This window comes from Rathayibacter caricis DSM 15933 (genome assembly GCF_003044275.1).
Taxonomy (GTDB): Bacteria; Actinomycetota; Actinomycetes; order Actinomycetales; family Microbacteriaceae; genus Rathayibacter; species Rathayibacter caricis.
Genome location: NZ_PZPL01000001.1, coordinates 3,036,719 through 3,061,050, shown reverse-complemented (window position 1 = coordinate 3,061,050; position 24,332 = coordinate 3,036,719). Strand labels below are relative to the sequence as shown.

Sequence of the window (24,332 nt, the reverse complement as noted above, 5' to 3'; positions counted from 1 at the left end):
CCCGAGGGGCGCATGTCCCTCGGCGCTCACCTGATCGAACTCCGCAACCGGCTCTTCAAGTCGGCGATCGCGATCGTTCTCGGTTGCATCGCCGGATGGTTCGTCTCGGAGTGGGTCTTCGAGTCGCTCAAGGCGCCCATCCTCGAGGTGGCGTCGACCCAGGGCAAAGAGGCGATCCTCAACTTCCCGACGATCGCGGGCGCCTTCGATCTGCGCCTCCAGATCGCCATGACGGTCGGCATCGTGATCGCGAGCCCGGTGTGGCTCTACCAGATCTGGGCGTTCCTCGTCCCCGGTCTCACCAAGAAGGAGATGCGGTACGGGCTCGGGTTCATCCTGACGGCCATCCCGCTGTTCTTCGCGGGCTGCGCGGCGGGCTGGTTCGTCTTCCCGCACATCGTCGAGCTGCTCACCGGCTTCACCGGGGACAACGCGGCGAGCTTCATCGATGCGAAGTACTACTACGACTTCGTGCTCAAGCTCGTCCTGATGGTCGGCATCGCGTTCGTGCTGCCGGTGTTCCTGGTGCTGCTGAACTTCCTCGGGATCCTGCCCGGCATGCTGATCCTGAAGTCGTGGCGCATCGCGATCATGGTGATCGTCTTCTTCACCGCGATCGCGACTCCCGCGGCGGACCCGATCTCGATGTTCCTGCTCGCGATCCCGATCATCGTCCTGTTCTTCCTCGCTTGCGGCATCGCGATCCTCCACGACCGTCGCGTCGCGAAGCGCCAGCCGGTGTTCGACGGCACCGCCTCCGACCTGCCCGCGTGAGCGATCAGTCCCCGTCGGAGCGGTTCGCCGCGTTCCGCACCCGCCAGGGCCACGCGAGGGTCGAGTCGTTCCGCTCGACCCTCGCGTTCGACCTCGATCCGTTCCAGTACGAGGCGTGCAGCGCTCTCGACGACGGTCGGAGCGTCCTGGTCGCGGCCCCCACGGGTGCGGGGAAGACCGCCGTCGCCGAGTTCGCGATCCACCTCGCCATGCAGGACCCGACCGCCAAGGTCTTCTACACGACGCCGATGAAGGCGCTCAGCAACCAGAAGTTCCAGGAGTTCGTCGAGGACTACGGCGCGTCCGAGGTGGGTCTCCTCACCGGCGACTCGAACGTCAACGCCCGGGCCCGCATCGTCGTCATGACGACCGAGGTCCTGCGGAACATGCTCTACGCCGACTCCGATCTGCTGCGCGATCTCGCGTACGTGGTCATGGACGAGGTGCACTACCTCGCCGATCGATTCCGCGGGGCGGTGTGGGAGGAGGTCATCATCCACCTGCCGCAGCGTGTCCGCCTCGTCTCGCTCAGCGCGACGGTGTCCAACGCCGAGGAGTTCGGCGACTGGCTGCAGACCGTCCGGGGCGAGACCGAGGTCATCGTGTCGGAGGAGCGCCCGGTGCCGCTGGATCAGCACGTGCTCGTCGGCGGCAAGCTGCTCGACCTGTTCGACTCCTCGGGCCGGGCCGCGACGAACCGGGTCAACCCCGAGCTGGCGCGTCTCGCTCAGGGCGGGACGCGCGTCGAGCGCGGCGGCAGGGGAGGCCCGCGCGGCCGGGGCCGTGGTCGGTTCCAGGACACCCGTCCGGCCGATGACCTCGTCCAGCGCTCGGAGGTCGTGGAGATCCTCGAGGGCAAGAACCTCCTCCCCGCGATCTTCTTCGTCTTCAGTCGAGCAGGCTGCGACCAGGCGGTGCGCCAGGTGCTGCGCTCGGGGGTCCGGCTCACCGAGCGGCACGAGCGCGACGAGATCCGCGCCATCGTGGAGGAGCGCTGCCGCACCATCCGCGACGAGGACCTCGCCGTCCTGGGCTACTGGGAGTGGCTCGACGGACTGCAGCGCGGGGTCGCCGCCCACCACGCGGGCATGCTCCCCGCCTTCAAGGAGGTCGTCGAGGAGCTGTTCCTGCGCAAGCTCGTGCGCGTCGTCTTCGCCACCGAGACCCTCGCGCTCGGCATCAACATGCCCGCCCGCACGGTCGTGCTCGAGAAGCTCGAGAAGTTCAACGGCGAGGCCCGCGTCCCCATCACTCCGGGGGAGTACACCCAGCTGACCGGTCGCGCGGGCCGGCGCGGCATCGACGTCGAGGGCCACTCCGTCATCCAGTGGCGCGGCGGGATGAACCCGCAGGCGGTGGCATCGCTCGCCTCGCGCCGCACGTACCCCCTGAACTCGAGCTTCCGGCCGAGCTACAACATGGCCTGCAACCTCATCGAGCAGTTCGGCCGGATGCGCACGCGCGAGATCCTCGAGTCCTCGTTCGCCCAGTTCCAGGCCGACCGCTCCGTCGTCGACCTCGCACGACGGGTTCGCCAGCAGGAGGAGTCGCTCGACGGCTACGTCGCGGCGATGCAGTGCCACCTGGGCGACTTCGAGCAGTACGCCGCCATCCGGCGCGAGATCAGCGAGCTCGAGCGCCGCGGCGCCGTCCGGGGGGAGTCCGCCTCGCACGCCGAGCGCGAGAAGAGGCAGGGGCAGCTGACCTCGCTCCGTCGCCGGATGAAGGCGCACCCCTGCCACGCCTGCACCGATCGGGAGCAGCACGCGCGCTGGGCCGAGCGGTGGTGGAAGCTCCGCCGGGAGACCGACGAGATCGAGCGCCAGATCCGCTCGCGCACCGGAGCGGTGGCCAAGGTCTTCGACCGCATCACCGAGGTCCTCCTCGAGCTGGGCTACTTCCGGCGCGACGACGCGGGCGAGCTCTCGCTCACGCCGAACGGGCGGACCCTGCGCCGCATCTACGGGGAGCGCGATCTGCTCGTCGCGGAGTGCCTCCGCAAGCAGGCCTGGACGGAGCTCGATCCCGCCGGCCTCGCGGCGATGGCGTGCTGCCTCGTCTTCGAGCCGCGGCGCGAGGAGGGGACCCTGAACGAGAAGTTCCTCCCGCGCGGCGGATTCCCCGAAGCGCTCGAGAAGACGCAGCTGCTCTGGGCGCGACTCGACGACGTCGAGCGCGACCACCGGCTGCCGGGCAGCAACCCGATCTCGACGAGCCTCGCGCTCGCGATGAACATGTGGGCCCGCGGGATGCCCTTGGACGCCGTCCTGCGCGAGGCCGACATGGCGGCCGGAGACTTCGTCCGGTGGGCGAAGCAGACCATCGACCTCCTCGATCAGCTCTCGGTGGTCGCCGACGGCAAGGTCGGCCGCGCCGCCCGCACGGCACTCGACCTCGTGCGCCGGGGCATCGTCGCCTACTCCGCGGTCGCATGACCGGAGCGACTCCCGCGCCTCCGGGGCGCACGGCACCGCTGTGGCTCGCGCTGATCCTCGCCGCGCTCGGGGGAGCGGTCCTGGACCGCGGGTTCCCGGACACCGACGTCTGGCCGCTCGCGATCGTCGGCGCCGCGGCGATCCTGTTCGCGCTCGCCGGTCGCGGCTTCTGGAGCGGTGCGCTGGTGGGCCTCGTCGGCGGCGGCGTGTTCTGGGGCGTCCACATCGAGTGGCTGACGCTGTACCTCGGGCCCGTCCCGTGGGCGGCCCTGGCGGGACTCCAGGCGATCTTCTTCGCCCTCTCCGCCGGTCTGATGGCGCTCGTGTCCACCCGCGGCCACCTCGTCTGGACCGGACCGCTCGGGCGCATGGTCGGCATCCCGGCCCTGCTCGCCGCACTCTGGGCGGGCCGCGAGACGATCACGAGCGTCTGGCCGTACGGCGGCTTCGCCTGGGGGAGGCTCGCGCTCTCGCAGTCGACGGGCCCGCTGGCCGATCTCGCCGCCTGGATCGGATTCACCGGACTGAGCTTCGTGGTGGCGTTCCTCGCGGCGCTCCTGGCGCAGGCCGTCCGCGAGGTCTCGGTCCCCGGCACCGCCCGAGTCGCGACGGTCGCCGGCTTCGCGATCGTCGCCCTGGTGTTCCCCGCGTGGCCGGCGCCGACCGACGGGACGACCCGTATCGCGGCGATCCAGGGCGACTCCGACGCGGGCCTCTTCTCGGAGAGCTACCGCGGGCAGATCCTCGAGGACCACACTTCCGCGACTCTTCCCGTGCTCGACGAGGACGTCGACATGGTCGTCTGGCCCGAGAACGGCGTCGACATCGATCCGACGCGCAACGCCCAGTCGGCCGCGGTGCTCGACTACCTCAGCCGCACCATGGACGCTCCGTTCATCGTCGGCACGATCACGAACCCCGAGGAGGACGTCTTCTACAACAGCTCGCTGCTGTGGAAGGCGGGGGAGGGCGCGACGCAGATCTACGACAAGGTGCATCCGGTGCCGTTCGCCGAATACATGCCGGATCGGGCGTTCTGGCGGATGTTCGCGCCCGACCTCGTCGATCTGGTGAGCCGGGACTACTCGATCGGCACCCGGCCGAACGTGTTCGACATCGACGGCGTGCTGGCGGGCATCGCGATCTGCTTCGACATCTCGGACGACGCCCTGACGAACGCGATGATCGACGGCGACGCCGAGATCATCCTCGCCCAGACGAACAACGCCGACTTCGGTCGCACGGACGAGAGCGTCCAGCAGCTCGCGATCGCGCGGTTGAGGGCGATCGAGACCGGCCGGAGCGTGGTGAACATCTCGACGGTCGGCACGAGCGCGATCATCGCGCCCGACGGCTCGACGCTCGACTCCCTGACATGGTTCGAGCCGGGTGCCATGGTGGACGAGGTCCCCCTCGCCTCCACCACGACCCCGGCTCTGGTGTGGTCCCGGAACCTCGGCTGGTACGTCCTCGCCGCAGGTCTCACGGGCCTGGTCTCGTTCGTCCTGCGGACGCGCGCTCCCCGGCCCCGGGACGCAGACCGGCGCTAAGCGCCGATCTTGTGCTCGCCTCGACGGGCGCGCAGGTAGGCGAGCCGCTCCTCAAGCAGCTCCTCCAGCTCCGCGCGGGTGCGGCGCTCGAGCAGCATGTCCCAGTGGGTACGGGGCGCCTTCTGCTCACCGCGGTCGACGACGACGGGCTTCGAGTCCACCAGGAGGGTGGCCTCGTGACCGCACGCGCGGCACTCCCAGGTCTCCGGCGCCTCGGCGTCGGCCGAGAACACCATGTCGGTGTCGTGGCCGCAGTTCGTGCAGTGGTAGGTGTGCGTCGAACGCGGTGAGAAGACGACACCCTCCTCGCTCTGCAGGCTCTGAGAACCCAGTCTCATTCCTCGCAAGCTTCGATCTGCCATTGTGTGGTCTCCTCTCGCTGTGCTCCGACAAGTGTCGACCGCGTACCTGGAGGTGGTCTTGCGGTCGTCTCCTTTGCCAGAGAACCCTCAGGTGAGAGGGGATTTCCGATCATCGACGGCGCGGCGCGCGAGGTCCGTCCGGTCGGTGACGAGTCCGTCGACGTCCAGGGCGAGCAGCCGGGTCATCCGCTGCGCGTCGTTGATGGTCCACAGATGGATCTCGGCCCCGGTGACCCGCAGGCGCGCAAGGATCGGGGGAGTGGTGACGCGCAGGCCGAGCGCCGACTCCGGGACCTGGAGCGCGTCCATCCCGTGCAGCGCGAGGCGCACCAGTGCGGGAAGCCGGAGGTGCGCTCCGAGCAATGCCGCTAGGAAGCGGGGGGCGGACGCGGATGTGGCCACTCCGGGGAGCAGTCGCACGGTCGAGGCGCGGCGGGACTCCGAGAAGGAGGTGATCAGCACGCGGTCGCCCGCACCCTGCCGGTCGACGGCACGTGCAGTGGGGACCACCGCGGCGCGGGCCTTCACGTCGATGTTCAGGAGGGCGTCGGGCAGCAGCCGCAGTGCGTCCTCGAGGCTCAGCAGCGCCTCTCCGCCGGGGAGGACGAGACGCGCGAGATCCTCCCAGCGCTCGGCGCCGATCCGGTGGGGCCGACCGCCGGCATCGCGGACGACCTCGTCGTGGACGAGGACGGCGACTCCGTCGAGAGAGGCTCGGACGTCGGTCTCGAGCAGGTCCGCGCCGGCTTCCAGTGCCCGCTCGAACGCACCCAGGGTGTTGCCGATCCGGCCCGGCCCGAAGCCGCGGTGGGCGATGACGCGCGGCCGCCGTCCCCGGAGGAACGGCGGCCGCCTGTCGCTCACGGTGCGCGGACCCTAGAAGCGCGGTGCCGGGGGAGTGACTGCGGTGTCCTGCGGACGCTCGGGGTCCTGGCCCTTCGGGCCGAACGCGGCACCGATGCCCTTCAGCGCCTCGGTCAGCTCGCTCGGCACGATCCAGAGCTTGTTGGCGCTGCCGTCGGCGAGCTTGGGAAGCGTCTGCAGGTACTGGTACGCGAGCAGCTCCTTGTCCGGACGGCCCTGGTGGATCGCCTCGAACACCGTCGTGATGGCCTTCGCCTCGCCTTCGGCGCGCAGGATAGCGGCCTTCGCGTCTCCCTCCGCAGCGAGGATGGCCGCCTGGCGGTGCCCCTCCGCGTTCAGGATCTGCGACTGCTTGGTGCCCTCGGCAGTGAGGATGACGGCGCGGCGGTCTCGCTCGGCGCGCATCTGCTTCTCCATCGAGTCCTGGATGGAGGCGGGTGGGTCGATCGCCTTGAGCTCGACGCGGCCGACACGGATGCCCCACTTGGTGGTGGCTTCGTCGAGGACGATGCGCAGCTGTCCGTTGATGTTGTCGCGGGAGGTGAGCGCCTCCTCGAGGTTCAGGCCACCGACCACGTTGCGGAGTGTGGTCGTCGTGAGCTGCTCGACGGCGCCGAGGTAGTTGGCGATCTCGTAGGTGGCCGCGCGGGCGTCGGTGACCTGGAAGTAGACGACCGTGTCGATCGAGACGACGAGGTTGTCCTCGGTGATCACCGGCTGGGGCGGGAACGAGACGACCTGCTCGCGCAGATCGACCGAGGGGCGCACCCGGTCGATGAAGGGGATGACGAGATTGAGGCCCGGCAGCAGCGTGCGGTGGTACTTGCCGAGCCGCTCGACGACCCCCGCGGTGGCCTGCGGGACGATCCTGATGGATTTGAACAGGACGACCAGGGCGAAGACGACGATCACCGCGACGACGATGGTCGTCACGAGTGCGGAGGTGGTCACGAGGAGCTCCTTTCGGCGGGGACGACGACAGCGGTCGCGCCGTCGATGGCGGTGACGACGACACGTTCGCCGAGACCGAGTGGACGTGATTCGACGAGCGGCGACAGGCGTGCCGTCCAGGTCTCGCCGTTGGCCAGCTTGACCTGACCGGGGCCGTCGCCCGCGATCACGACGCTGCCCGCGAGTCCGAGCAGGGCGTCGGCGCCGATCGGAGCCGGATCACCGCCGCGTCGGAGCAGGCGGAGCAGGGGCGGACGGACGGTCAGCAGCAGCAGCACCGCGAGGACCGCGGCGACCGGGACCTGCACCCAGAAGGGCGCTCCGACGAAACCGGTCAGGAGTCCGCCGATGCTGCCGACGGCGAGCATCAGGAACGTGAACTCGAGAGTGATCATCTCGACGATCACGAAGATCAGGATCAGCGCGAGCCAGAGGATCCACGCGTACTGGAGGACAGCGTCCATGCTGGTTGCTCCTTCCCCGGATGAGCGGTTCCACCGTAACAAGGCCCCCCGGAAGCGGGCTGGGAGGGTCGGCGGCCGGGTCGAGGGGCGCGGGGCGGACGGTTTCGGTAGGATCGCCTGTCGGGGCCCCGGCCCGTCATCGTGCCCGCCCCGGTCTTCGCATCGGCGTCCTGGAGGATCTCCTCGTGTCCAACCCCCTCGCTCCCGGCTCGCTCGACGGCAAGCGCGTCCTCGTCACCGGCTCCTCCCGCGGCATCGGCGCCGACACGATCCGCTACTTCGCCGAGGCGGGCGCCCGTGTGGTCGTCAATTACCGCTCCAAGGCGCCGCGGGCGAACAAGCTCGTCGACCAGATCGTCGCCGCGGGCGGCTCGGCCTTCGCGGTCGGAGCGGACCTCACCGACGCGCAGTCGCGCACCGACCTCTTCGCCCGCATCCAGGACGAGCTCGGGGGACTGGACGTGCTGGTCCTGAACGCGTCCGGCGGCATGGAGAGCAACATGGGCGAGGACTATGCGATGGTCCTCAACCGCGACTCGCAGGTGGCGACCCTCGAGGCGGCGCTGCCGCTGCTCGGCGAGGGCTCGCGCATCGTCTTCGTGACGAGCCACCAGGCCCACTTCATCCGCTCGACGCCGACGATGCCCGAGTACGAGCCCGTCGCGCTGTCCAAGCGCGCGGGTGAGGACGCCCTGCGCGACCGCATCCCCGAGCTCGCCGAGCGCGGCATCGAGTTCGTCGTGGTGTCGGGCGACATGATCGAGGGCACCATCACGGCGACGCTGCTCGAGCGCTCGAACCCCGGAGCGATCAGCTCGCGCCGCGAGTCGGCCGGCAAGCTCTACAACGTCGGAGAGTTCGCCGCCGAGGTCGCTCTGGCGGCCGTCGAGCCGATCCCGGCGGAGAACACGCGCCTGGTGGGCGACATCACGGACTTCGTCGGCGCGTAGCCGCCGCCGGCGCTGGGTCGGCGACGATCCGTCGGCACGGGAAACCGGCGCCGGGCGCCTTTCGTGCAATATCCGATAATGCACATTATGTCATTCCGACTCGGGACCGCTCGTCTCCTCGACCGGCGCCTCCTGAGCTCTTCCAGCAGTGACGTCATGGGAGACCACCCCGTCAGAACCACCGTGGGCAGGAGAACCCCTGTTCGCCTCCGCTTTCCACTGAAACCGACACCGCCGCGAAACATTGGGATTAGCTGAATGCTTTAGTGTCTGAGCATCCGGCGTCGCCTCGTGGCGCCGCCGGTCGCCTTGCCCCACGCCGATGACGTCGGCCGCCCTGCTCCACACCGAGGACACGGGGTCGGGCTCGCGGTCCGATGCCCACGTCCCGAAGGAAGACCATCTGATGAGTGCGAACGCCTCTGCTCCCGCCGTCACGCGAACGCGGGTGACCGCGTTCGACGTCGCCCGCGGCTTCGCGATCATCGGCATGGTGTGCGGCCATTCGATCGTCGGGCTGGAGGCCACCGGGCGCGATCTGCCCGAGGCCTACCAGGTCGCGAACGACGTCTTCCACACGTTCCGCATGCCGTTGTTCTTCCTCCTCGCGGGCGTCTTCCTGATCCACACGATGAAGCGCTTCTCGTACGGCGGCTGGGTCGCCGACAAGGCGCAGTTCCTGCTCTACCCCTATGCGGTGTGGGCGTTGCTGCGCGGAGCTGTCGAACTGGGCGCGCTCCAAGTGGGAGTCGGCGAAGACCTGAGCCCCACGGACGTGCTCGTCGGTCTGGTGTGGGATCCGCGGGCCTGGTATCTGCCGGCACTCTTCCTCGCATTCGCCGTGGTCGGCGGCGCCTACGCGCTGCTCCACCGCTTCGCCTGGTGGGGTGCGGTGGCGGCGGCGCTCGTCGGTGGCCTCGTCCTGCTCTCCGACATCGACGGATGGCCGCCGCTCCTCGAAGTGCACCCGTTCACTCTCTACATGCTGCTCGGCGTCCTGGCGTCCCGACAGCTGGTTCGTGCCACGTCTCTCTCCCGGCGCATCGCGGCCGTCGTCGCTGCGGGTGCGGCTGCCGTGTTCACCGTGGTCGTCTTCCTCCTCTACCCCACGGGCGTGCTGGCGGACGACTTGTCCGTGCCGTTCGTCCTGGCGTCCGTGCCGGGGGTCGTCATGCTCATCGCGCTCGGCCGCGCAGTCGACACCACCCGAGCCGGCCGAGTGCTGCAGAAGTTCGGTTCATGGAGCCTCACCATCTACGTCGCCCACGGGATCCCGCTCAGCCTGACGCGGGCGCTTCTCGACCGGGCCGGCGTCGATTCCCTCCCCGTCCACATCATCGCCGGCACTGCGGCGGGGGTCCTGCTGCCCGCGGCGCTGGCGTACCTGATGGAGCGGTACGGCTTCGCGCGATGGCTGATCACCATGCCGGGCTACCGGCGGAGCCGGACGCAGCGGCTTCCCTGAAGTCGAACGCAGCGAGAGGCGAGCACTCGGTCCGCTGCCCGCTGACGTCAGACGTCGGGTGGACGCCGTCCGCGCGGTTCCGGTCGACGGACAGCTGCCCCGACCGTTCGCGATCCGTCGGGCACTTGTGGCCCGGAAACCTTCGTCGTAAAGTAACTTTACGATAAAGATAGTCGTTCGGAGGGACGTGGTCCTTCCGCTGAGGGTTCGGCGCACCGTTCTCCGCCGCAGCCGACGCCTCCAGGAGCAGCCCATCCATGACGACCGCCACCGTGACGACCCGAGATCCGCTGGAGCCGTCCGGGGTGGAGGCGACCCTGCGGTCCCTCGACGGGCCCGTCTTCGGGTTCGCCGCCCAGCCGCACCTCTCCGAGCTCGCGGCGGCGACCCTCAGCGATCGAGCCAGGGTCGACGGCGTCTCCCTCTCGTACACGTACTACCGGCATCCGTTGAACCGGTCGCATCCGTCGAACTTCGTCGACCTCACTCCGCAGCAGGTCGCCGCCATCGAGAGGGCCGAGTCGTCGAGCCTGCCGCTCTGGATGGTCGAGCAGATCCGGCAGATCCGCTATCCGACCCTGTGGGACGCGGTCCGCACGGCGAAGGCCGGGCCGGGCGACCGCAAGGACGCACTCGAGACGCGCCTCGCCGCCCATGCGAACGACGTCCTCCGCGCCCGCGATCCCCGGCACGTCCCGGTCCGCTCCCCCAGGAAGACGTCGGCCGGCCGACTGCACCACTCCGACCTCCTCGAGACGACCTGCGTGACGGTCGATCGGGAGCCCCACCGCGGCCGGCTCCTCGAGGCGGCGCCGTTCCTCACGGCCTTCGGGGCCCGCATCGGGAAGCGCTACCTGACCGTCGTCTACGACACCCGCACCGCGCCGAAGCTCGCGCTCGAGTTCACGGTCCGCCGACCGGTCCCGGAGAGCGGCACCCTCTGATCCGACGTCGCCCGGGACTCCCTCCGAGCCCCGCGTCGGACTGCGCACCGATCATGTCGCTCACAGTCGGCGTACATGTCGCTGAGTATCGTTCGGAGAAACGGAGGTCATCATGAACAGCTCTTCCTCGACCGGTGCGTTCGGCGCCGGCAACCCGATCGACAGCATCTGGCAGGCGATGGAGCAGGCGCGCGCCGGCTTCGAGAAGCGGGTCGGCACCCGGGTCGGACGCGGCGACGTCCGCGCCGCCGTCCTGGCGCTCCTCGCGGAGCAGCCCATGCACGGCTACCAGATCATCCACGAGATCGAGGAGCGCAGCGGAGGCAGCTGGAAGCCGAGCCCCGGCTCCGTCTACCCCACCCTCCAGCTCCTCGCCGACGAGGGACTGATCTCGGCCGACGAGTCGAACGGCCGCAAGACCTACTCCCTCACGGAGGCGGGCCACGCCCAGGTCGCCGCGTCCGGAACCTCCTCCCCCTTCGCCGAGACCGACGGCGTCGAGGCCGGCGCCCTGCCCAAGGCGGGCATCGCGCTGGCGCAGGCCGCCGCGCAGGTGCAGCGCTCGGGCACCCCCGCCCAGATCCGCCAGGCCGTCACCGAACTCGAGGACGTGCGCCGCCGCCTGTACGCGATCCTCGCGCAGGACTGACCCGGGTGCCGTCGGACAGCCCGGGTCCTGGGGACCCGGGCCGCCGAGCGAGCAGTGAGCGGCGGCGCTACCGCCGCATCCTGCGCTTCGCCGCCTGGCACCTCGCGGTGACCTGGTGGTTCGATCTGGTCCTCCCCCGGCTGGGGCTGAACGTGATCGCCCTGCGCACGCGACCGCACCGGATGCGGCGGTTCGCTCGCAGCTTCCACGTGCTCGCGGTCGAGCTGGGCGGTCTGATGATCAAGGTCGGGCAGTTCATGTCGTCGCGCCTGGACGTCCTGCCGCCCGAGATCACGCGGGAGCTCGAGGGACTGCAGGACGAGGTCCCGCCCGTCCCCTTCCCCCGCATCCGCGCCCTCGCCGAGGCCGAGCTCGGCATGTCACTGGAGCGCGCGTATGCCGGAGTCGACGAGTCGCCCGTGGCGGCGGCGTCGCTCGGCCAGGCCCATCGGGCGCTCCTGTCGCCGCTCGACTCGGCCGACACCGGTCACACCACCGCGATCCTGAAGGTGCAGCGACCCGGGATCGACGCGATCGTCGACGTCGACCTCGCCGCGCTCCGCCGGGTCGGGCGCTGGCTCACCCACGTCCGCCTCGTCTCCGACCGCGTCGACGCCCCCGCGCTCGTCGAGGAGTTCGCCGCGACCAGCCTCGAGGAGATCGACTACCTGCAGGAGGCCGCCAACTCCGTCCGCTTCGCCGCGGACTTCGCCGGCGACCCGCGGATCGGCGTGCCGGACGTCGTCTGGGAGCGCTCGACCCGCAAGGTCCTCACCCTGCAGGACGTCACCGCGATCAAGATCACCGACGCCGACGGGCTGCGCGCCGCCGGCATCGACCCGCGCGACGTCGCTCCGGTGTTCGCCGCGGTGATGTTCGACCAGTTGTTCACGACCGGCTGGTTCCATGCGGATCCGCACCCGGGGAACGTGTTCGTCACTCCGACCCCCGGCGCCGAGCTGCCCTGGCGGCTCACCTTCATCGACTTCGGGATGATGGGCGAGGTCCCGCCGACGACTCGGGCGGGGCTGCGCACGATGCTCATCGCGGCCGCCTCGCGCGACGGCAAGGGCCTCGTCGATGCGGCGCGCGACCTCGGCGTTCTGCTGCCCTCCGCCGACTCCCGCGAGCTCGAGAAGGCGATGACGCAGCTGTTCGCGCGCTTCGGCGGGATGGGCTTCGCCGAGCTGCGCGAGGTCGACCCGCGCGAGTTCCGCCAGTTCGCCGAGCAGTTCGGCGACGTCGTCCGCTCGCTGCCGTTCCAGCTGCCCGAGAACTTCCTGCTGATCATCCGGGCCATGTCGCTCACCTCCGGCGTCTGCAGTGCGCTCGATCCGTCCTTCAACCTGTGGGACTCGGTCGAGCCGTACGCGCAGCGGCTGATCCGGGAGGAGCGCGGCAACGTGGCGCAGGATCTGGGCAGGCAGGCGGTCGAGAACCTCGGTCTGCTCTGGCGGCTCCCCCGCCGGTTGGAGTCGCTCGCCTCGACCCTCGAGGACGGCACTCTCGCGGTGACGGTGCCGAGCGTCGAGCGTCGGCTGAACCGGCTCGACGCGACCGTGCGCCGGGTGGTGTCGGCCGTCCTGTTCGCAGGGCTGCTCATCGCGGGCGCGGTGGTGCGGAGCGACGACGGCGGTCTCGGATCCGCGCTCATGATCGTGTCGATCGTGCCGCTGCTCCACGCGCTCCTGTCCGGGCGCCGCGGCGGCTGACTCCGCACCGCGAGCCGCATCACATCGGTGGCCTAGCGTGGAGGCATGGCCAGGACGATCTCCACGAACACCGCCGTCGACCGTGCCGGGATGCTCGCCTTCGTGCGGCCCCGGCACCGGATGATCGTCGCGACCACCCGGGGCGACGGCAGGCCGCAGATGTCGCCGGTCTCCGGCGGGGTCGACGAGGAGGGCCGGATCGTCGTCTCCACGTATCCGGGCCGCGCGAAGACCCGGAACGTCGAACGCCGGTCCGCCGTGTCGGTGCTGGTGCTGTCCGACGAGTGGGACGGTGCCTGGATCCAGGTCGACGGCGACGGCGAGGTCCTCCGCATGCCCGAGGCCGCGGACGGACTGGTCGACTACTACCGCTGCATCGCGGGCGAGCACCCCGACTGGGACGAGTACCGCGCGGCGATGGCACTGCAGGACAAGTCCCTCCTGCGCGTCACTCCGACGCGCTGGAGCCCCGTCTCGACGGGCGGGTTCCCGGCCGACGTGGCGCAGCGGCTCGACGCGCGCTGACGATCCCCGAGGCCTCGGATCGGAGGCCCCGTGCTCAGCCGGACGGGACTGCGCAGGTCTCCTCCGCGGCCGTCTGGCCCGGAGCGGCGACCGCCGCGGGCTCCTGCGGCGGAGCAGGCTCCTGTGCGCCGGCCGTGGGCTCGACGGCGGGCGGCGCGGGCTCGACCGGGTCTCCCGGCGCGGGGGCGAGCACGACGGGCTCGTCCGCCAGGACCCGTGCCATCAGCTCGGCGCCGAGCACCGGATCCGGGACGACCTTCCCCGGGTAGTCCGGGTCGTCGAGCGCGGGGTACTGCACGAACACCATCCGCTCGAGGTCGATGTCCTTGAGGGCGAGCGCGAGGGAGATCATCGTGCTCGGGTTCGTCATCGTCGTCGAGAGGTGCAGGTTCGACGAGGCCGCCTGGGCGAGCCCGTAGAGCACGGGCGGGTTCGAGAGCGTGTCGGCCGAGCGGACGGTGCGCATCAGCGAGGCGAGGTACTGCTGCTGGGAGGAGATGCGCCCCAGATCGCTGCCGTCGCCGACGCCCTTGCGGGTGCGCAGGAACGCGAGCGCCGTCTCTCCGGAGACGGTCGACACGCCGGCGGGCAGGTCGAGCCCGGAGTCGGTGTCCCGGATCGGACCGGCGAGGCAGATCGGCACTCCCCCGACCGCGTTGCTCATCTCGATGACCCCGTTGAACGAGACCCAGCCGGCATAGGGCACGGAGAGGCCGGTGAAGGCCTGCAGGGTGTCGTTGACGCAGGCCAGTCCCCCGGCGCCGAACGCACGGTTGAGCGAGGCGGCGGTCTCGGCCGGTGAGACGACTCCCGTCTCGGGGTCGGTGCACTCGGGGCGGTCGAGGATCAGGTCGCGCGGGAAGCTGATCACCGTCGCGCTGTCGTGGTCCTCCGAGACGTGCAGGAGGATGTTGACGTCGTTGAGCGTGGCGTCGCGGACGCCGAACTGCTCGCCCTGCGCGGCGTCGTTGTCGGTGCCGACGATCAGGACGCTGAAGCCGCCCTCGATCGCGCCGAGCTGCAGGCCTCCGGTGCCGTCGGCCTCGACGCCGAGGTCGACGGCGTTGCCGGTGACGTTGCGACTGATGCTCGCGGCCGCGATGGCCACCAGCGAGGTCGCGCTGACGCCGAGGACGGCCAGTCCCGCCGCCACCGCGACCACCGCGGTCCGCCGTCCCGACCGTCGCCGGAGCCGCCCGTGGCGGATGCTGCGCTCTGCTGCCATTCCGACAGTCTCCCCGACGCGCGGCCCCCGGGTGCTCACCGGCGTGTCCTCACGCGGCGGGCACGCCATCGGCGGGGTCGCGGCGGGCGGCCGGGGCCGTGGTTCTGCTCCGATCCGTCGGGCGTCCCTGCCACGACGTGAAAACCATACATCGGTCGGATTTTCTGCGTCCGATCTCTTGCGGCGTCGATCCGCCCCGTGCATACTCAGTTCCCAAACGACGTTCGGTTTTCGGCAGAGGCTGTGGAGACCCGTCGACTCAACGGTGAGAGGACTCAGAGATGACAACTGCGAGTGGATCCGCGGCGGGTATGCCGTCCGGAATGACGACGGCGACCGCGACGGTCAGGCGCGACCAGGGCTTCCCGGAGCCGACCGAGCCCGCCAAGGGGAGCTACATCTTCTGGCTGCTCGCGGCGCAGCTGGTGTTCTTCATCGCCCTGCTGGGGCCGGCGATCGTCGGCATCGGGATCAAGATCCAGTCGTTCGTCGACGCGGGCGTCATCGACGCGAACGGTGCGACCGGAGCCGCAGCGGTGCTGGGCGGATTCGGTGCCCTGTTCGCCACGATCGCGAACGTCGTCTTCGGTCGTCTCTCGGACCGCACGACGAGCCGCTTCGGCCGCCGACGCGTCTGGATCGTCGCCGGCACGGTCATCATGACCGTCGCCTTCGTGATCATGGCGCTGGCGCCCAGCCTCCTCCTCGCCACGGTCGGCTGGTCGCTCGCCCAGCTCGGCGCCAACATGACGCTCGCCCCCTTCATCGCGACGATCGCCGACCAGGTGCCCAAGTTCCAGCGCGGCAAGATCACCGCGGCCCTCGGCATCGCGCAGAACGTCGGCGTCCTCGGCGGCACCTACGTCGCACAGGCGTTCCAGGACCAGCTCCTCATCCTCTTCGTCGGCCCCTCGGTCCTCGCCATCATCGTCATGGTCGTCTTCGCCGTCGTCCTCCCCGACCGCCGCCTGCCCGCCGCTCCGCCGCGTGCGACCCTCCGCGACTGGGCCGAGACCTTCTGGGTCAGCCCGCGCAAGAACCCCGACTACGCGCTCGCCTGGTGGTCCCGCTTCCTCATCACCTTCGCGAGCTTCGGCTTCACGACGTTCCGCTTCTTCTACCTCCTCAACCACATCGGCGTCGACGCCGAGGACATCCCCGGCGTCATCACGACGAGCGTGCTCATCTACACCGCCACCCTGGTCGGAGCCAGCTACTTCGCCGGCTGGCTGTCGGACCGGATCGGGCGGCGCAAGGTCTTCGTCTGGAGCTCCACCGCGCTGTTCGCGATCGGGACCTTCGCGCTGATCTTCGTGCAGGACGTCCCCACCTTCTACATCCTCGAGGCGCTGCTCGGCATCGCCTACGGCATCTACGTCGGCGTCGACCTCGCCCTCGTCGTGGACGTCCTCCCCGACCCCGAGAACTCGGGCAAGGACCTCGGCGTCTTCAACATCGCCAACGCCCTCCCCCAGACGATCGCGCCGCTCATCGGCGGCATCCTCGTCTACGTCAGCGACCCGTCGGGCAACAACTACGCACTCTGGTTCTCCGTCTGCGCGGTCGCCGCGATCATCGGAGCGCTGGTCATCTTCCCGATCAAGAAGGTCAGGTAGGGCGGGCCGCGCCACCCTTCCTGCGAAGGCCCGCCGGTCACCGATCGGCGGGCCTTCGTGCGCTCCGGGCGAGTCGCGCCTCCTGCGCCCACGCGATCTGATCGGATCGGGACATGTCGCGACCGCTGATCCTCCTGACCGGCATCGGTCTCGTGCTCCTGGCGACCCTCGTCCTCGCGCCGCTCTCGACCGTCTCCACCTGCTACGACGCCGTCGAGCCGTCGGCGTCGCGGTGCGAGACGGCGCACCGGTCTCTTCTCGGAGCTCCGGCGAACCTCTGGGTCTGGCTCGTGATCGTCGCGGTGATCGTCGTCCGGACCGCCCTGCGCCTCCGCCGACCTCGCGCGCAGGACGCGAGCCGTTGATCACCCACGTCGCTCCTGCCGCCGTTCGGATCCGGAGAGGGAGCCGTCCGTGGCGGCGCTGAGCGCGCTCGTCCTGCTCGTGGTCGCCGTCGGCGCGGTGTGCCAGGTGCTGTCGGGAGTCGGATTCGCGCTGGTCACCTCTCCCCTGCTCGTGCTCGCGCTCGGCCACGACCGCGGCGTCCGCACTGTGCTGGCACTGTCGATCGTCCTCAACGCGGTCGTCCTCGTCCGGTCGTTCCGGCACGTGCGTCCGGCGGAGGCACTGCGCCTCCTCGTGCCCGCGGCACTGCTGGTCGTGCCGGCGGCACTCCTGCTGGACGCCGTCCGGCCCGCGGCCCTCGCCGTCGTCGCGGGAGTGGTGATCCTGCTCGCGACGGCGCTCGTGGTAGGCGGACGTGCACTCCCGTTCCTCGACGGCGCGCGGGGCGCGGTCCTCGCCGGGGCGCTCAGCGGAGTCTTCACCGTGCTGGCGGGCGCCGGCGGTCCGCCCGTCGCCCTCTTCGCCGCCCAGCGCCGCTGGACACCCGTCGTCGCGAGCGCGACCCTCCAGGCGTTCGCGCTCCCCCTCAACCTGCTGACGCTGCTGGTGCTCGGCCCGTCCCCGGCTGATCTGTCGGGACTGGGCTGGGCGCTGGCCGGACTCGCCCTCGGGACGATCCTGGCGATGCTCGTCGCGCCCCGGGTGTCGGCCGCAGCGGTGCGACGGGTCACCCTCGTCGTCGCGGCGCTCGGTGGTGCGGGCCTGGTGGTCGGGGGCATCGCCGGCGCGGCGTGACCTGACGCCGCAGCAGGCGCCCCGGGCGAGGAGTCACTCCTCCGCTCTTTTGACACGGCTTCGGCCGCGACGTACTTTATCGATACATGGCCGGACCTGTATCGATACAGGAACGCGAGCACGAAGGAGTGCGATGCACGACACCGACACGAGGGCACCCTCCCCCTCGCCTCTGGAGCGCTTCCTCGCCGATCCGTCGCTCGTCGTCTCCGGCGGCAGATGGCACCTCTTCCCGACGACCGACGGCATCCACGACTGGGGCAGCCGGGCCTTCCGGTGCTACTCCTCCCCCGACCTGGTCGACTGGACGGACGAGGGCGAGATCCTGCGCCTCGGTCGCGACGTCGCCTGGGCCGACTCCTTCGCCTGGGCGCCCGCCGCTCTCGAGCGGGACGGCACCCACTACCTCTACTTCACGGCGGGCAACAGCATCGGAGTGGCCCGCGCCTCCGATGCCGCGGGCCCCTACGCCGACCTCGGCACCCCCCTCGTGCCCGCAGGCCGCTTCCCCGGCACCGCCATCGATCCGTCGGTGTTCGTCGACGACGACGGGGCGGTCTACCTGCTCTGGGGCAACTCCGTCGCCCACCTGGTGCGCCTCGGCGACGACCTGATGTCGTTCCACGAGGACGCGGTGCACTCCTGGGTGCCGACCGGGTTCCGGGAGGCGGCGCACCTGCACCGGCGCGGCGACTCCTACTTCCTGACCTGGTCCGAGAACGACACCAGGGAGGAGGACTACCGCGTGCGCTGGGCGGTCGGCAGCAGTCTGTTCGGCCCGTGGACCGACGGCGGCGTCCTGCTCGAGAAGAACACCGCCGAGGGCATCCTCGCGACCGGTCACCACTCGATCTGCCGCGTCCCCGGCACGGACGACTGGGTCATCGCCTACCACCGCTTCGCCGTGCCGGGCGGAGACGGGGTGCACCGCGAGATCGTCTTCGACCTGCTCCACCACGACGGCGACCGGCTCGTGCCCGTGGTCCCCCGGCACGCCCACCTCCGACTCCCCCTCTCCTGATCCCACCCACCCTTCACAGAACGAGGAATGCAATGTCGCATCGCCCCCACACCGTCGCCCTCCGCACGGCCGCCCTCGCCGTCGCCGCGGCGAGCGCCTTCTCCCTGACCGCCTGCGGCTCCGCCGGCGCCGACTCCGGGAAGACCGAGCTCAGCTTCTTCTCCTGGGACAACGAGGCGACGATGACGCCGGTCATCGAGGCCTTCGAAGCAGCGAACCCGGACATCTCGGTCGAGTTCTCGAACGCGCCTCCGGTCGCCGAGTACGTCTCGACCCTGCAGACCCGCCTCGCGGGGAACAACGCGGCGGACGTGTTCCTGATCGCCGCCGAGAACAAGACGAACCTCATCGACGGCGGCTTCGTGAAAGACCTGACCGACGAGCCGTTCATGGCCGAGATGTCGCCGTACAACACCGAGACGTACAGCAGTGACGGCAAGGCGTACGGCATGTCGACCTCCTCCTGGGCCGGCGGGATCCTCTACAACCGGGCACTTCTGGAGGCGGCGGGCGTCACGGAGGTGCCGACCGACTGGGACGGCTTCCTCGACGCACTGTCGAGCGTCAAGGACACCGGAGTCGTGCCGTACTACGACGCCGCCACGCAGATCCCGATGGGCCTGTCGGCGATGGTCGGCTCGGTCGACGCCGAGCAGGGCGGCGAGGTCGACGAGGCGATCTTCGACGGGAGCGCCGAGTTCGGCGACCTTTGGGACGAGCCGCTCGCCGCCTGGAGCGAGCTGCTCACCAGCGGGCTGATGAGCCAGGACGTCGTCAGCCTGACCGGCGACCAGATCGTGGACGAGTTCGCGAACGGACGCGTCGCGATGATCGCTGCCGGACCGTGGAACCTGCCCGCTGTCCGCGAGAAGGCCCCGGATCTCGACGTCGAGTTCGCTCCCTTCCCCACTCTCGACGGAGCCGGGTTCTGGGCCGGAGCCGCATCCCCGGGCTTCGCGATCAACGCGAAGACCGACCACGAGGCCGAGGCCGAGGCGTTCCTGAGCTTCCTCGGCAGCGAGGAGGGCGTCCGGATCTATCAGGAGGGCACCTCCGCGCTGACGACGACCGCCAACTACACGCCGGTCGTCGACCCGGCGCTCGAGCCGAACCTCGCCGGACTGCAGGAGGGGCGCTTCTACCTCCCCTCGATCGCCTGGCCGCGCGAGCAGGACGCTCTGAGCACCGAGGCGGTCGCTCAGATCCAGCTGCTCGTGCAGGGGCAGGCCTCCCCCGAGGACGTCTCGGCGGCGCTGCAGGCGCGACTCGAGTCGCAGGGCTGAGGGCTCGGCCCGGCTCCGGCCGGGCCGGCCCTCCGGGAACGGAGAACCATGTCTGCCCTCACCGCACCGCACCGCGGAGCCGCCCTTGTCCGGCGCGCCCGCATCGATCCGCTCCGGCGTCGCGAGACCATCAGCACGAGCCTGTTCCTCGTGCCGATCGTGCTCGTCTTCGTCCTGCTCTTCGCCGTGCCGCTCGCCCAGTCGTTCTACTTCAGCCTGACCGACTTCGACGGCTACTCCGTCGACTCCGAGTTCGTCGGACTCGCGAACTACGCCAGCATCGTCCGCGACCCGGCGATGCTGGCCGGGCTCCTCTTCACGCTGACCTACAGCCTCGGGACCACGGTCCTCGTCACTGCGCTGGCGATCCCTCTGGCCCTCGTCCTCAACCGCCCCTTCGTCGGTCGCGGAGCGGTCCGGGCCGTCCTCTTCTTCCCGGCCATCCCCAGCATCGCGATCCTCGGCCTCGTCTGGGGCCTGATCCTGTCGCCGCTGGGCTCCGGAGCCATCAACCGGGTGCTCGAGACCGTCGCTGGGCTCGGTCCGGTGCCGTGGCTCTCGAACGGCACCCTCGCCCAGCTCTCGGTCATCGTCGTGGGCGTCTGGTCGAGCACCGGCTGGCACGCGATCCTCTATCTCGCCTATCTGCAGTCGATCCCCGAGGACTACTACGAGGTCGCCCGCATCGACGGAGCGTCGGCCGTGCGGCGCTTCTTCTCGATCACCCTCCCCCTGCTCGCCCCCGCGGTGACGGTCAGCACGCTGCTCCTCATGACGGGCGGGCTGAAGGTCTACGACCTGCCCTTCACCCTGACCAAGGGCGGTCCTGGGTTCTCGACCTACACGATCACGCAGTCGATCATCCAGAACGGAGTCGGCCAGGCGCAGTTCGGCAAGGCCTCGGCCCTCGCCGTCGTGTTCCTGCTCGTCGTCGGCTCGATCGTCGCCGTGCAGCTGCTCATCTCGCGCCGATTCGAGGAGAGGACCTCATGACCACCACCGCGGTCTCCCTGCCCCCGGCACCGCCGGTCGCCGATCCCCCCGTCCTTCGCCGACGCCCGCGACGGACGCGCGCTCAGCGCCGTCGCGGAGTGGCGGGCGCCCTGACCAGCATCGGCATGATCGCGCTGGCCGCGCTGGTCGGCGCACCCTTCTACTACATCGTCGTCAGCACGCTGAAGACGCAGCAGGAGGTGTCGAACGCTCCGTTCGCCCTGCCGACCCGCCTCGACTTCCGCAACTACGCCGACGTGTTCGCCTCCGTCCCGATCGTCGGAGCCTTCGCGAACACGTTCTACGTCACGGTCGTGTCGGTGGCGCTCATGCTCCTCGTGGGCTCGATGGCGGCCTACGCGATGCTGCTGCGCACCACGCTCCTCACCCGGATCGTGTCGGTCGTGCTGATCATCGCGTTCCTGGTGCCCGGTCAGGCGACGCTGATCCCGCTCTACCGCCTCCTGGCGAGCGCCGGTCTGGTCGACAGCCTGGAGGGGCTGATCCTGCTCTACGCCGCGGGGTCGATCTTCTGCTACTTCCTGATCCAGGGGTACATGAAGTCGCTCCCGCTCGAGATCTTCGAGGCCGCGCGGATCGACGGGGCGGGTCCGTGGCAGATCTACTGGCGCATCGTGCTCCCCCTGATCCGGCCGATCCTCATCACCGTGGGCGTCTTCCAGACGATGTGGGTCTGGAACGACTTCATCACCCCGAACGTCTTCATCAGCTCGTCCGAGAAGCAGACGCTCGTGCTGCAGGTGTACAAGGCGGTCGGGCAGTTCGGAGTGAATTGGCCCGCGTTCCTCACGCTGAGCGTCGTCGTGCTGCTGCCGATGGTGGTCTTCTTCGTCCTGATGCAGAAGCACATCGTGGGCGGTCTGGTGTCCGGCAGCGTGAAGGGGTGACCGGGTACCTCCTCGCCTACTTCCTCCCGGGGCCCGGTGGGGAGGCCGTGCGGTTCGCCGTGAGCGCGGACGCGACTCCGCTCGTCTTCCACGCACTGCCGGGCGGGCCGCTGTGCTCGAACGTGGGCGAGCGCGGCGCCCGGGACCCGTTCCTCGTGCGGGACACCGCCTCGGGACGGGTCGTGCTGCTCGCCACGGACCTGCGCACGGAGGACGACGACTGGCACCGGGCGGTGCGGCACGGCAGCCGGTCGATCCTGGTGTGGGAGTCGTCGGATCTCGTCGACTGGGGCGATCCCCAACTGCGAGCCGTCGCTCCGGAGGAGGCGGGCAACGCGTGGGCGCCGAAGGCGTACCGGAACGAGGAGCACGGCTGCTGGCAGGTCTTCTTCTCGAGCGCGCTCTTCCCGCCCGGGCAGGATCGCGGCACCGCCGTCCACCAGAGGATCCTCGTCGTCGAGACGGAGGACTTCGTGCGCTTCTCCCCCGCGAGGGCCGCCCTGGACACCGGTCGCGACGTCATCGACGCGACGTTCCTCCCCGACGGCGACGAGTGGCTCCGCTTCACTGTCGAGACGCCGGTGGGAGCCGACGCGACCTCGATCACGCTCGCGCGCGGAGCGTCCCTCGACGGCCGCTTCGAGACCGTGCGGACGGGGATCGGCCGCCCCGAGCTCGCCCGCGGAGAAGGTCCCGCGGTCATCCGCTCCGCCGACGGGGCCGCGACCTGGCTGCTGATCGACGAGTTCGGCCTGCGCGGGTACCGCGTCTTCTCCTCCGCCCGACCCGGGAAGGGAGGGTTCGAACCGGTCCGTGGCGCGTGTCTACCCGACGACGCGCGCCACGGGTCGCTCCTCGCGCTCACCGACGACGAAGCGGCACGACTCCGCTCCCGTGCCGGGATCGGGCCTGCACCCGTGGGAAGCTCGAGGGGAGGAGGTGCGTCATGGTGACGATCCACGACGTGGCGAAAGAGGCCGGGGTCTCGGCGATGACCGTGTCGCACGTGCTGAACGACCACCCGCACGTCCGCGAGACCACGCGCGAGAAGGTGCTCGACGTGATCACGCGGCTCGACTACCGGGTCAACGTCGCCGCGCGGAACCTGCGGACGGGACGCACCGGCACCATCGGACTCGCGGTGCCCGAGATCGACCGGCCGTACTACGGGCGCCTCGCCGCCGAGATCATCGCCGCCGCCGAGAAGCACGACCTCCGCGTCGTGATCGAGCAGACCGGCGCCCAGCGCGAGAACGAGCTCGGAGCGCTCGCGTCCTCCCGGAAGCGGCTGTACGACGGCATCATCCTGAGCACAGTCGGGCTCGGCGCGGCCGACACCGAGCTGCTGCGCGTCGATCATCCACTCGTGATCCTCGGCGAGCGGATCTTCGAGGGGCCGGTCGATCACGTGGCCATGGCGAACGTGGACGGAGCCCGGATGGCCGTCGCCCACCTGATAGAGAAGGGCTGCCGCCGGATCGTGATGGTCGACGATCCCGCACCCGACGAGGTCGACGTGTCGAGTCTGCGTCTCGAGGGCTACCGTCGCGCGCACGGGGAGGCCGGACTCGCGGTCGATCCTGCCCTGCACATCGAGGTCGGCGAGTTCACGATGGCGGGCGGATCCCGCGGCATCCGCGACTTCGTCGACCGCGGCGTCCCCTTCGACGGGGTGTTCTGCATCACCGACACAGTCGGGATCGGGGTCCTCCGTGGTCTCGCCGATCGGGGTATCCCGGTGCCGGGACAGGTCAGGGTCGCCGCCTTCGACGCGATCCTCGAGGGCGAGTACACGGTGCCGAGGCTGACCACGGTCGATCCCGACCACGCGTTCATGGCGCGCACCGCGGTCGAGCGGCTCGTCTACCGCATCGCGGGCGGGACCACGGCGGCCGAGGAGCACATGGCCGCGCCGCGCCTGATCGTGCGGGAGAGCTCGGCCTGAGCCCTCGGGGCCGCGCACAGCGCTCCCCCCGCTAGGGTGGGCGGACCGCAGCGCGAAGGGGGCCTCGATGGCGCGGAGCAGGACGAGGGACGGACGACGGATCGCCGCGCTCGCGGTCGTGCTCGCGGCGCTGCCGCTGCTCTCGGGATGCGCGGGACCGATCGCGTTCTCGGACTTCGGTCGCGAGCGCACCGACGCCGATGTACTGCCGGATCTCGGAGTCGTCACCGACGGGATCGATCCGGAGTCGGCGCGCTACGCGGGCTCGGTCGAGGGCCTGGAGGTGTACCTCGGCTCCTCCGTCGAACGCGGCGATCAGTGCGTGATCGTCGACGCCGGCGCTCAGTCGAGCAGCGCCTGCACGACGGGCGGAGGGACCGTGTCGTCGGGTCCGGGCGCCTGGACGGTGCAGCTCCATCCCGACGGCGGCGGGCCGGAGGACTCCTCCTTCGAGGACTGGACGCCGCTCGGCGAGAACGTCTCGGTGCGGGCCGACTGAGCCCGTCCCGGCACGGGCCGGTGTGGAATCAGGGTTCTCCCCGATCCGCTCGGCCGC

24 protein-coding genes are annotated in these 24,332 nt (G+C 70.3%); 19 read left to right on the top strand and 5 right to left on the bottom strand.

Annotation, left to right across the window (positions count from 1 at the left end; translation table 11 throughout):
* The first annotated feature begins 12 nt into the window (after nt 1-12).
* From tatC to lnt, 3 genes are read left to right on the top strand one after another with little or no spacing between them, the layout of a single operon-like run.
* Nucleotides 13-774, top strand: a complete 762-nt coding sequence (gene tatC, locus C1I63_RS14255) for a twin-arginine translocase subunit TatC (protein ID WP_055792125.1) — start codon at nt 13-15, stop codon at nt 772-774.
* Nucleotides 771-3,209 (top strand): DEAD/DEAH box helicase, encoded by a 2,439-nt coding sequence (locus C1I63_RS14250; protein WP_107575204.1) that lies wholly within the window; start codon nt 771-773, stop codon nt 3,207-3,209. Before tatC ends, C1I63_RS14250 begins: the two co-directional genes overlap by 4 nt.
* Nucleotides 3,206-4,759 carry an apolipoprotein N-acyltransferase gene (lnt, locus tag C1I63_RS14245; RefSeq protein WP_107575203.1) on the top strand — a complete coding sequence of 518 codons (1,554 nt, stop codon included), beginning with the start codon at nt 3,206-3,208 and terminating at the stop codon, nt 4,757-4,759. The genes C1I63_RS14250 and lnt overlap by 4 nt, the downstream gene beginning before the upstream one ends.
* Here the strand turns inward: lnt and C1I63_RS14240 are convergent.
* From C1I63_RS14240 to C1I63_RS14225, 4 genes are all read right to left on the bottom strand, one after another.
* Nucleotides 4,756-5,121, bottom strand: a complete 366-nt coding sequence (locus C1I63_RS14240; RefSeq protein WP_055792134.1) for an RNA polymerase-binding protein RbpA — start codon at nt 5,119-5,121, stop codon at nt 4,756-4,758. The genes lnt and C1I63_RS14240 overlap by 4 nt on opposite strands.
* Before the next feature lie 87 nt (nt 5,122-5,208).
* The gene (locus C1I63_RS14235) at nt 5,209-5,985 is read right to left on the bottom strand and encodes a glycerophosphodiester phosphodiesterase family protein (RefSeq protein WP_107575202.1); all 777 of its coding nucleotides are present in this window, start codon (nt 5,983-5,985) and stop codon (nt 5,209-5,211) included.
* 12 nt (nt 5,986-5,997) lie between these two features.
* Nucleotides 5,998-6,936: an SPFH domain-containing protein gene (locus tag C1I63_RS14230; protein ID WP_055792140.1), complete on the bottom strand. Its 939-nt coding sequence runs from the start codon at nt 6,934-6,936 to the stop codon at nt 5,998-6,000.
* The gene (locus tag C1I63_RS14225; protein ID WP_107575201.1) at nt 6,933-7,400 is read right to left on the bottom strand and encodes an NfeD family protein; all 468 of its coding nucleotides are present in this window, start codon (nt 7,398-7,400) and stop codon (nt 6,933-6,935) included. The genes C1I63_RS14230 and C1I63_RS14225 overlap by 4 nt, the downstream gene beginning before the upstream one ends.
* A gap of 185 nt (nt 7,401-7,585) precedes the next feature.
* On the opposite strand from C1I63_RS14225, the gene C1I63_RS14220 reads away from it, so the two are divergent.
* From C1I63_RS14220 to C1I63_RS14195, 6 genes are all read left to right on the top strand, one after another.
* Nucleotides 7,586-8,350, top strand: coding sequence for an SDR family oxidoreductase (locus C1I63_RS14220; RefSeq protein ID WP_055792146.1), 765 nt, complete (start codon nt 7,586-7,588; stop codon nt 8,348-8,350).
* A 406-nt stretch (nt 8,351-8,756) separates the two neighbouring features.
* Complete coding sequence (locus C1I63_RS14215) at nt 8,757-9,815, top strand: acyltransferase family protein (RefSeq protein WP_170116391.1); 1,059 nt, start codon at nt 8,757-8,759, stop codon at nt 9,813-9,815.
* Between the two features lie 257 nt (nt 9,816-10,072).
* Nucleotides 10,073-10,759 carry a hypothetical protein gene (locus tag C1I63_RS14210; RefSeq protein ID WP_107575199.1) on the top strand — a complete coding sequence of 229 codons (687 nt, stop codon included), beginning with the start codon at nt 10,073-10,075 and terminating at the stop codon, nt 10,757-10,759.
* 112 nt (nt 10,760-10,871) lie between these two features.
* Nucleotides 10,872-11,408 (top strand): PadR family transcriptional regulator, encoded by a 537-nt coding sequence (locus C1I63_RS14205; protein WP_055792151.1) that lies wholly within the window; start codon nt 10,872-10,874, stop codon nt 11,406-11,408.
* The gene (locus C1I63_RS14200; RefSeq protein WP_082481507.1) at nt 11,405-13,120 is read left to right on the top strand and encodes an ABC1 kinase family protein; all 1,716 of its coding nucleotides are present in this window, start codon (nt 11,405-11,407) and stop codon (nt 13,118-13,120) included. Before C1I63_RS14205 ends, C1I63_RS14200 begins: the two co-directional genes overlap by 4 nt.
* 45 nt (nt 13,121-13,165) lie before the next feature.
* Nucleotides 13,166-13,645: a PPOX class F420-dependent oxidoreductase gene (locus tag C1I63_RS14195; RefSeq protein WP_107575198.1), complete on the top strand. Its 480-nt coding sequence runs from the start codon at nt 13,166-13,168 to the stop codon at nt 13,643-13,645.
* Nucleotides 13,646-13,679: 34 nt separating this feature from the next.
* Here C1I63_RS14195 and C1I63_RS14190 read toward each other — a convergent pair whose 3' ends face one another.
* Nucleotides 13,680-14,870 carry an LCP family protein gene (locus C1I63_RS14190; RefSeq protein ID WP_107575197.1) on the bottom strand — a complete coding sequence of 397 codons (1,191 nt, stop codon included), beginning with the start codon at nt 14,868-14,870 and terminating at the stop codon, nt 13,680-13,682.
* Between the two features lie 323 nt (nt 14,871-15,193).
* Between C1I63_RS14190 and C1I63_RS14185 the strand changes: the two genes are divergently transcribed.
* The 10 genes from C1I63_RS14185 (at nt 15,194) to C1I63_RS14140 (ending at nt 24,275) form a co-directional block, all read left to right on the top strand.
* A complete protein-coding gene (locus tag C1I63_RS14185; RefSeq protein WP_235577248.1) occupies nt 15,194-16,486 on the top strand; it encodes an MFS transporter in 1,293 nt (430 codons plus the stop codon).
* A gap of 113 nt (nt 16,487-16,599) precedes the next feature.
* Nucleotides 16,600-16,851 carry a hypothetical protein gene (locus tag C1I63_RS14180; protein WP_055792166.1) on the top strand — a complete coding sequence of 84 codons (252 nt, stop codon included), beginning with the start codon at nt 16,600-16,602 and terminating at the stop codon, nt 16,849-16,851.
* Nucleotides 16,852-16,900: 49 nt separating this feature from the next.
* Nucleotides 16,901-17,626 carry a TSUP family transporter gene (locus C1I63_RS14175; RefSeq protein ID WP_107575195.1) on the top strand — a complete coding sequence of 242 codons (726 nt, stop codon included), beginning with the start codon at nt 16,901-16,903 and terminating at the stop codon, nt 17,624-17,626.
* Nucleotides 17,627-17,759: 133 nt separating this feature from the next.
* Entirely contained in the window at nt 17,760-18,647 is an 888-nt protein-coding gene (locus tag C1I63_RS14170; protein ID WP_107575194.1) for a family 43 glycosylhydrolase, read from the top strand.
* Nucleotides 18,648-18,679: 32 nt separating this feature from the next.
* Complete coding sequence (locus C1I63_RS14165) at nt 18,680-19,930, top strand: ABC transporter substrate-binding protein (RefSeq protein WP_107575193.1); 1,251 nt, start codon at nt 18,680-18,682, stop codon at nt 19,928-19,930.
* A 48-nt stretch (nt 19,931-19,978) separates the two neighbouring features.
* Nucleotides 19,979-20,923 carry a carbohydrate ABC transporter permease gene (locus C1I63_RS14160; protein WP_107575192.1) on the top strand — a complete coding sequence of 315 codons (945 nt, stop codon included), beginning with the start codon at nt 19,979-19,981 and terminating at the stop codon, nt 20,921-20,923.
* The gene (locus C1I63_RS14155; protein ID WP_082485318.1) at nt 20,920-21,831 is read left to right on the top strand and encodes a carbohydrate ABC transporter permease; all 912 of its coding nucleotides are present in this window, start codon (nt 20,920-20,922) and stop codon (nt 21,829-21,831) included. Before C1I63_RS14160 ends, C1I63_RS14155 begins: the two co-directional genes overlap by 4 nt.
* On the top strand, nt 21,828-22,784 hold the full coding sequence (locus C1I63_RS14150; RefSeq protein WP_107575191.1) for a glycoside hydrolase family 43 protein: 957 nt from the start codon (nt 21,828-21,830) through the stop codon (nt 22,782-22,784). Before C1I63_RS14155 ends, C1I63_RS14150 begins: the two co-directional genes overlap by 4 nt.
* Nucleotides 22,778-23,776 carry a LacI family DNA-binding transcriptional regulator gene (locus C1I63_RS14145; protein ID WP_107575190.1) on the top strand — a complete coding sequence of 333 codons (999 nt, stop codon included), beginning with the start codon at nt 22,778-22,780 and terminating at the stop codon, nt 23,774-23,776. The genes C1I63_RS14150 and C1I63_RS14145 overlap by 7 nt, the downstream gene beginning before the upstream one ends.
* A 67-nt stretch (nt 23,777-23,843) precedes the next feature.
* On the top strand, nt 23,844-24,275 hold the full coding sequence (locus C1I63_RS14140) for a hypothetical protein (RefSeq protein ID WP_107575189.1): 432 nt from the start codon (nt 23,844-23,846) through the stop codon (nt 24,273-24,275).
* The last annotated feature ends 57 nt before the right edge of the window (nt 24,276-24,332 follow it).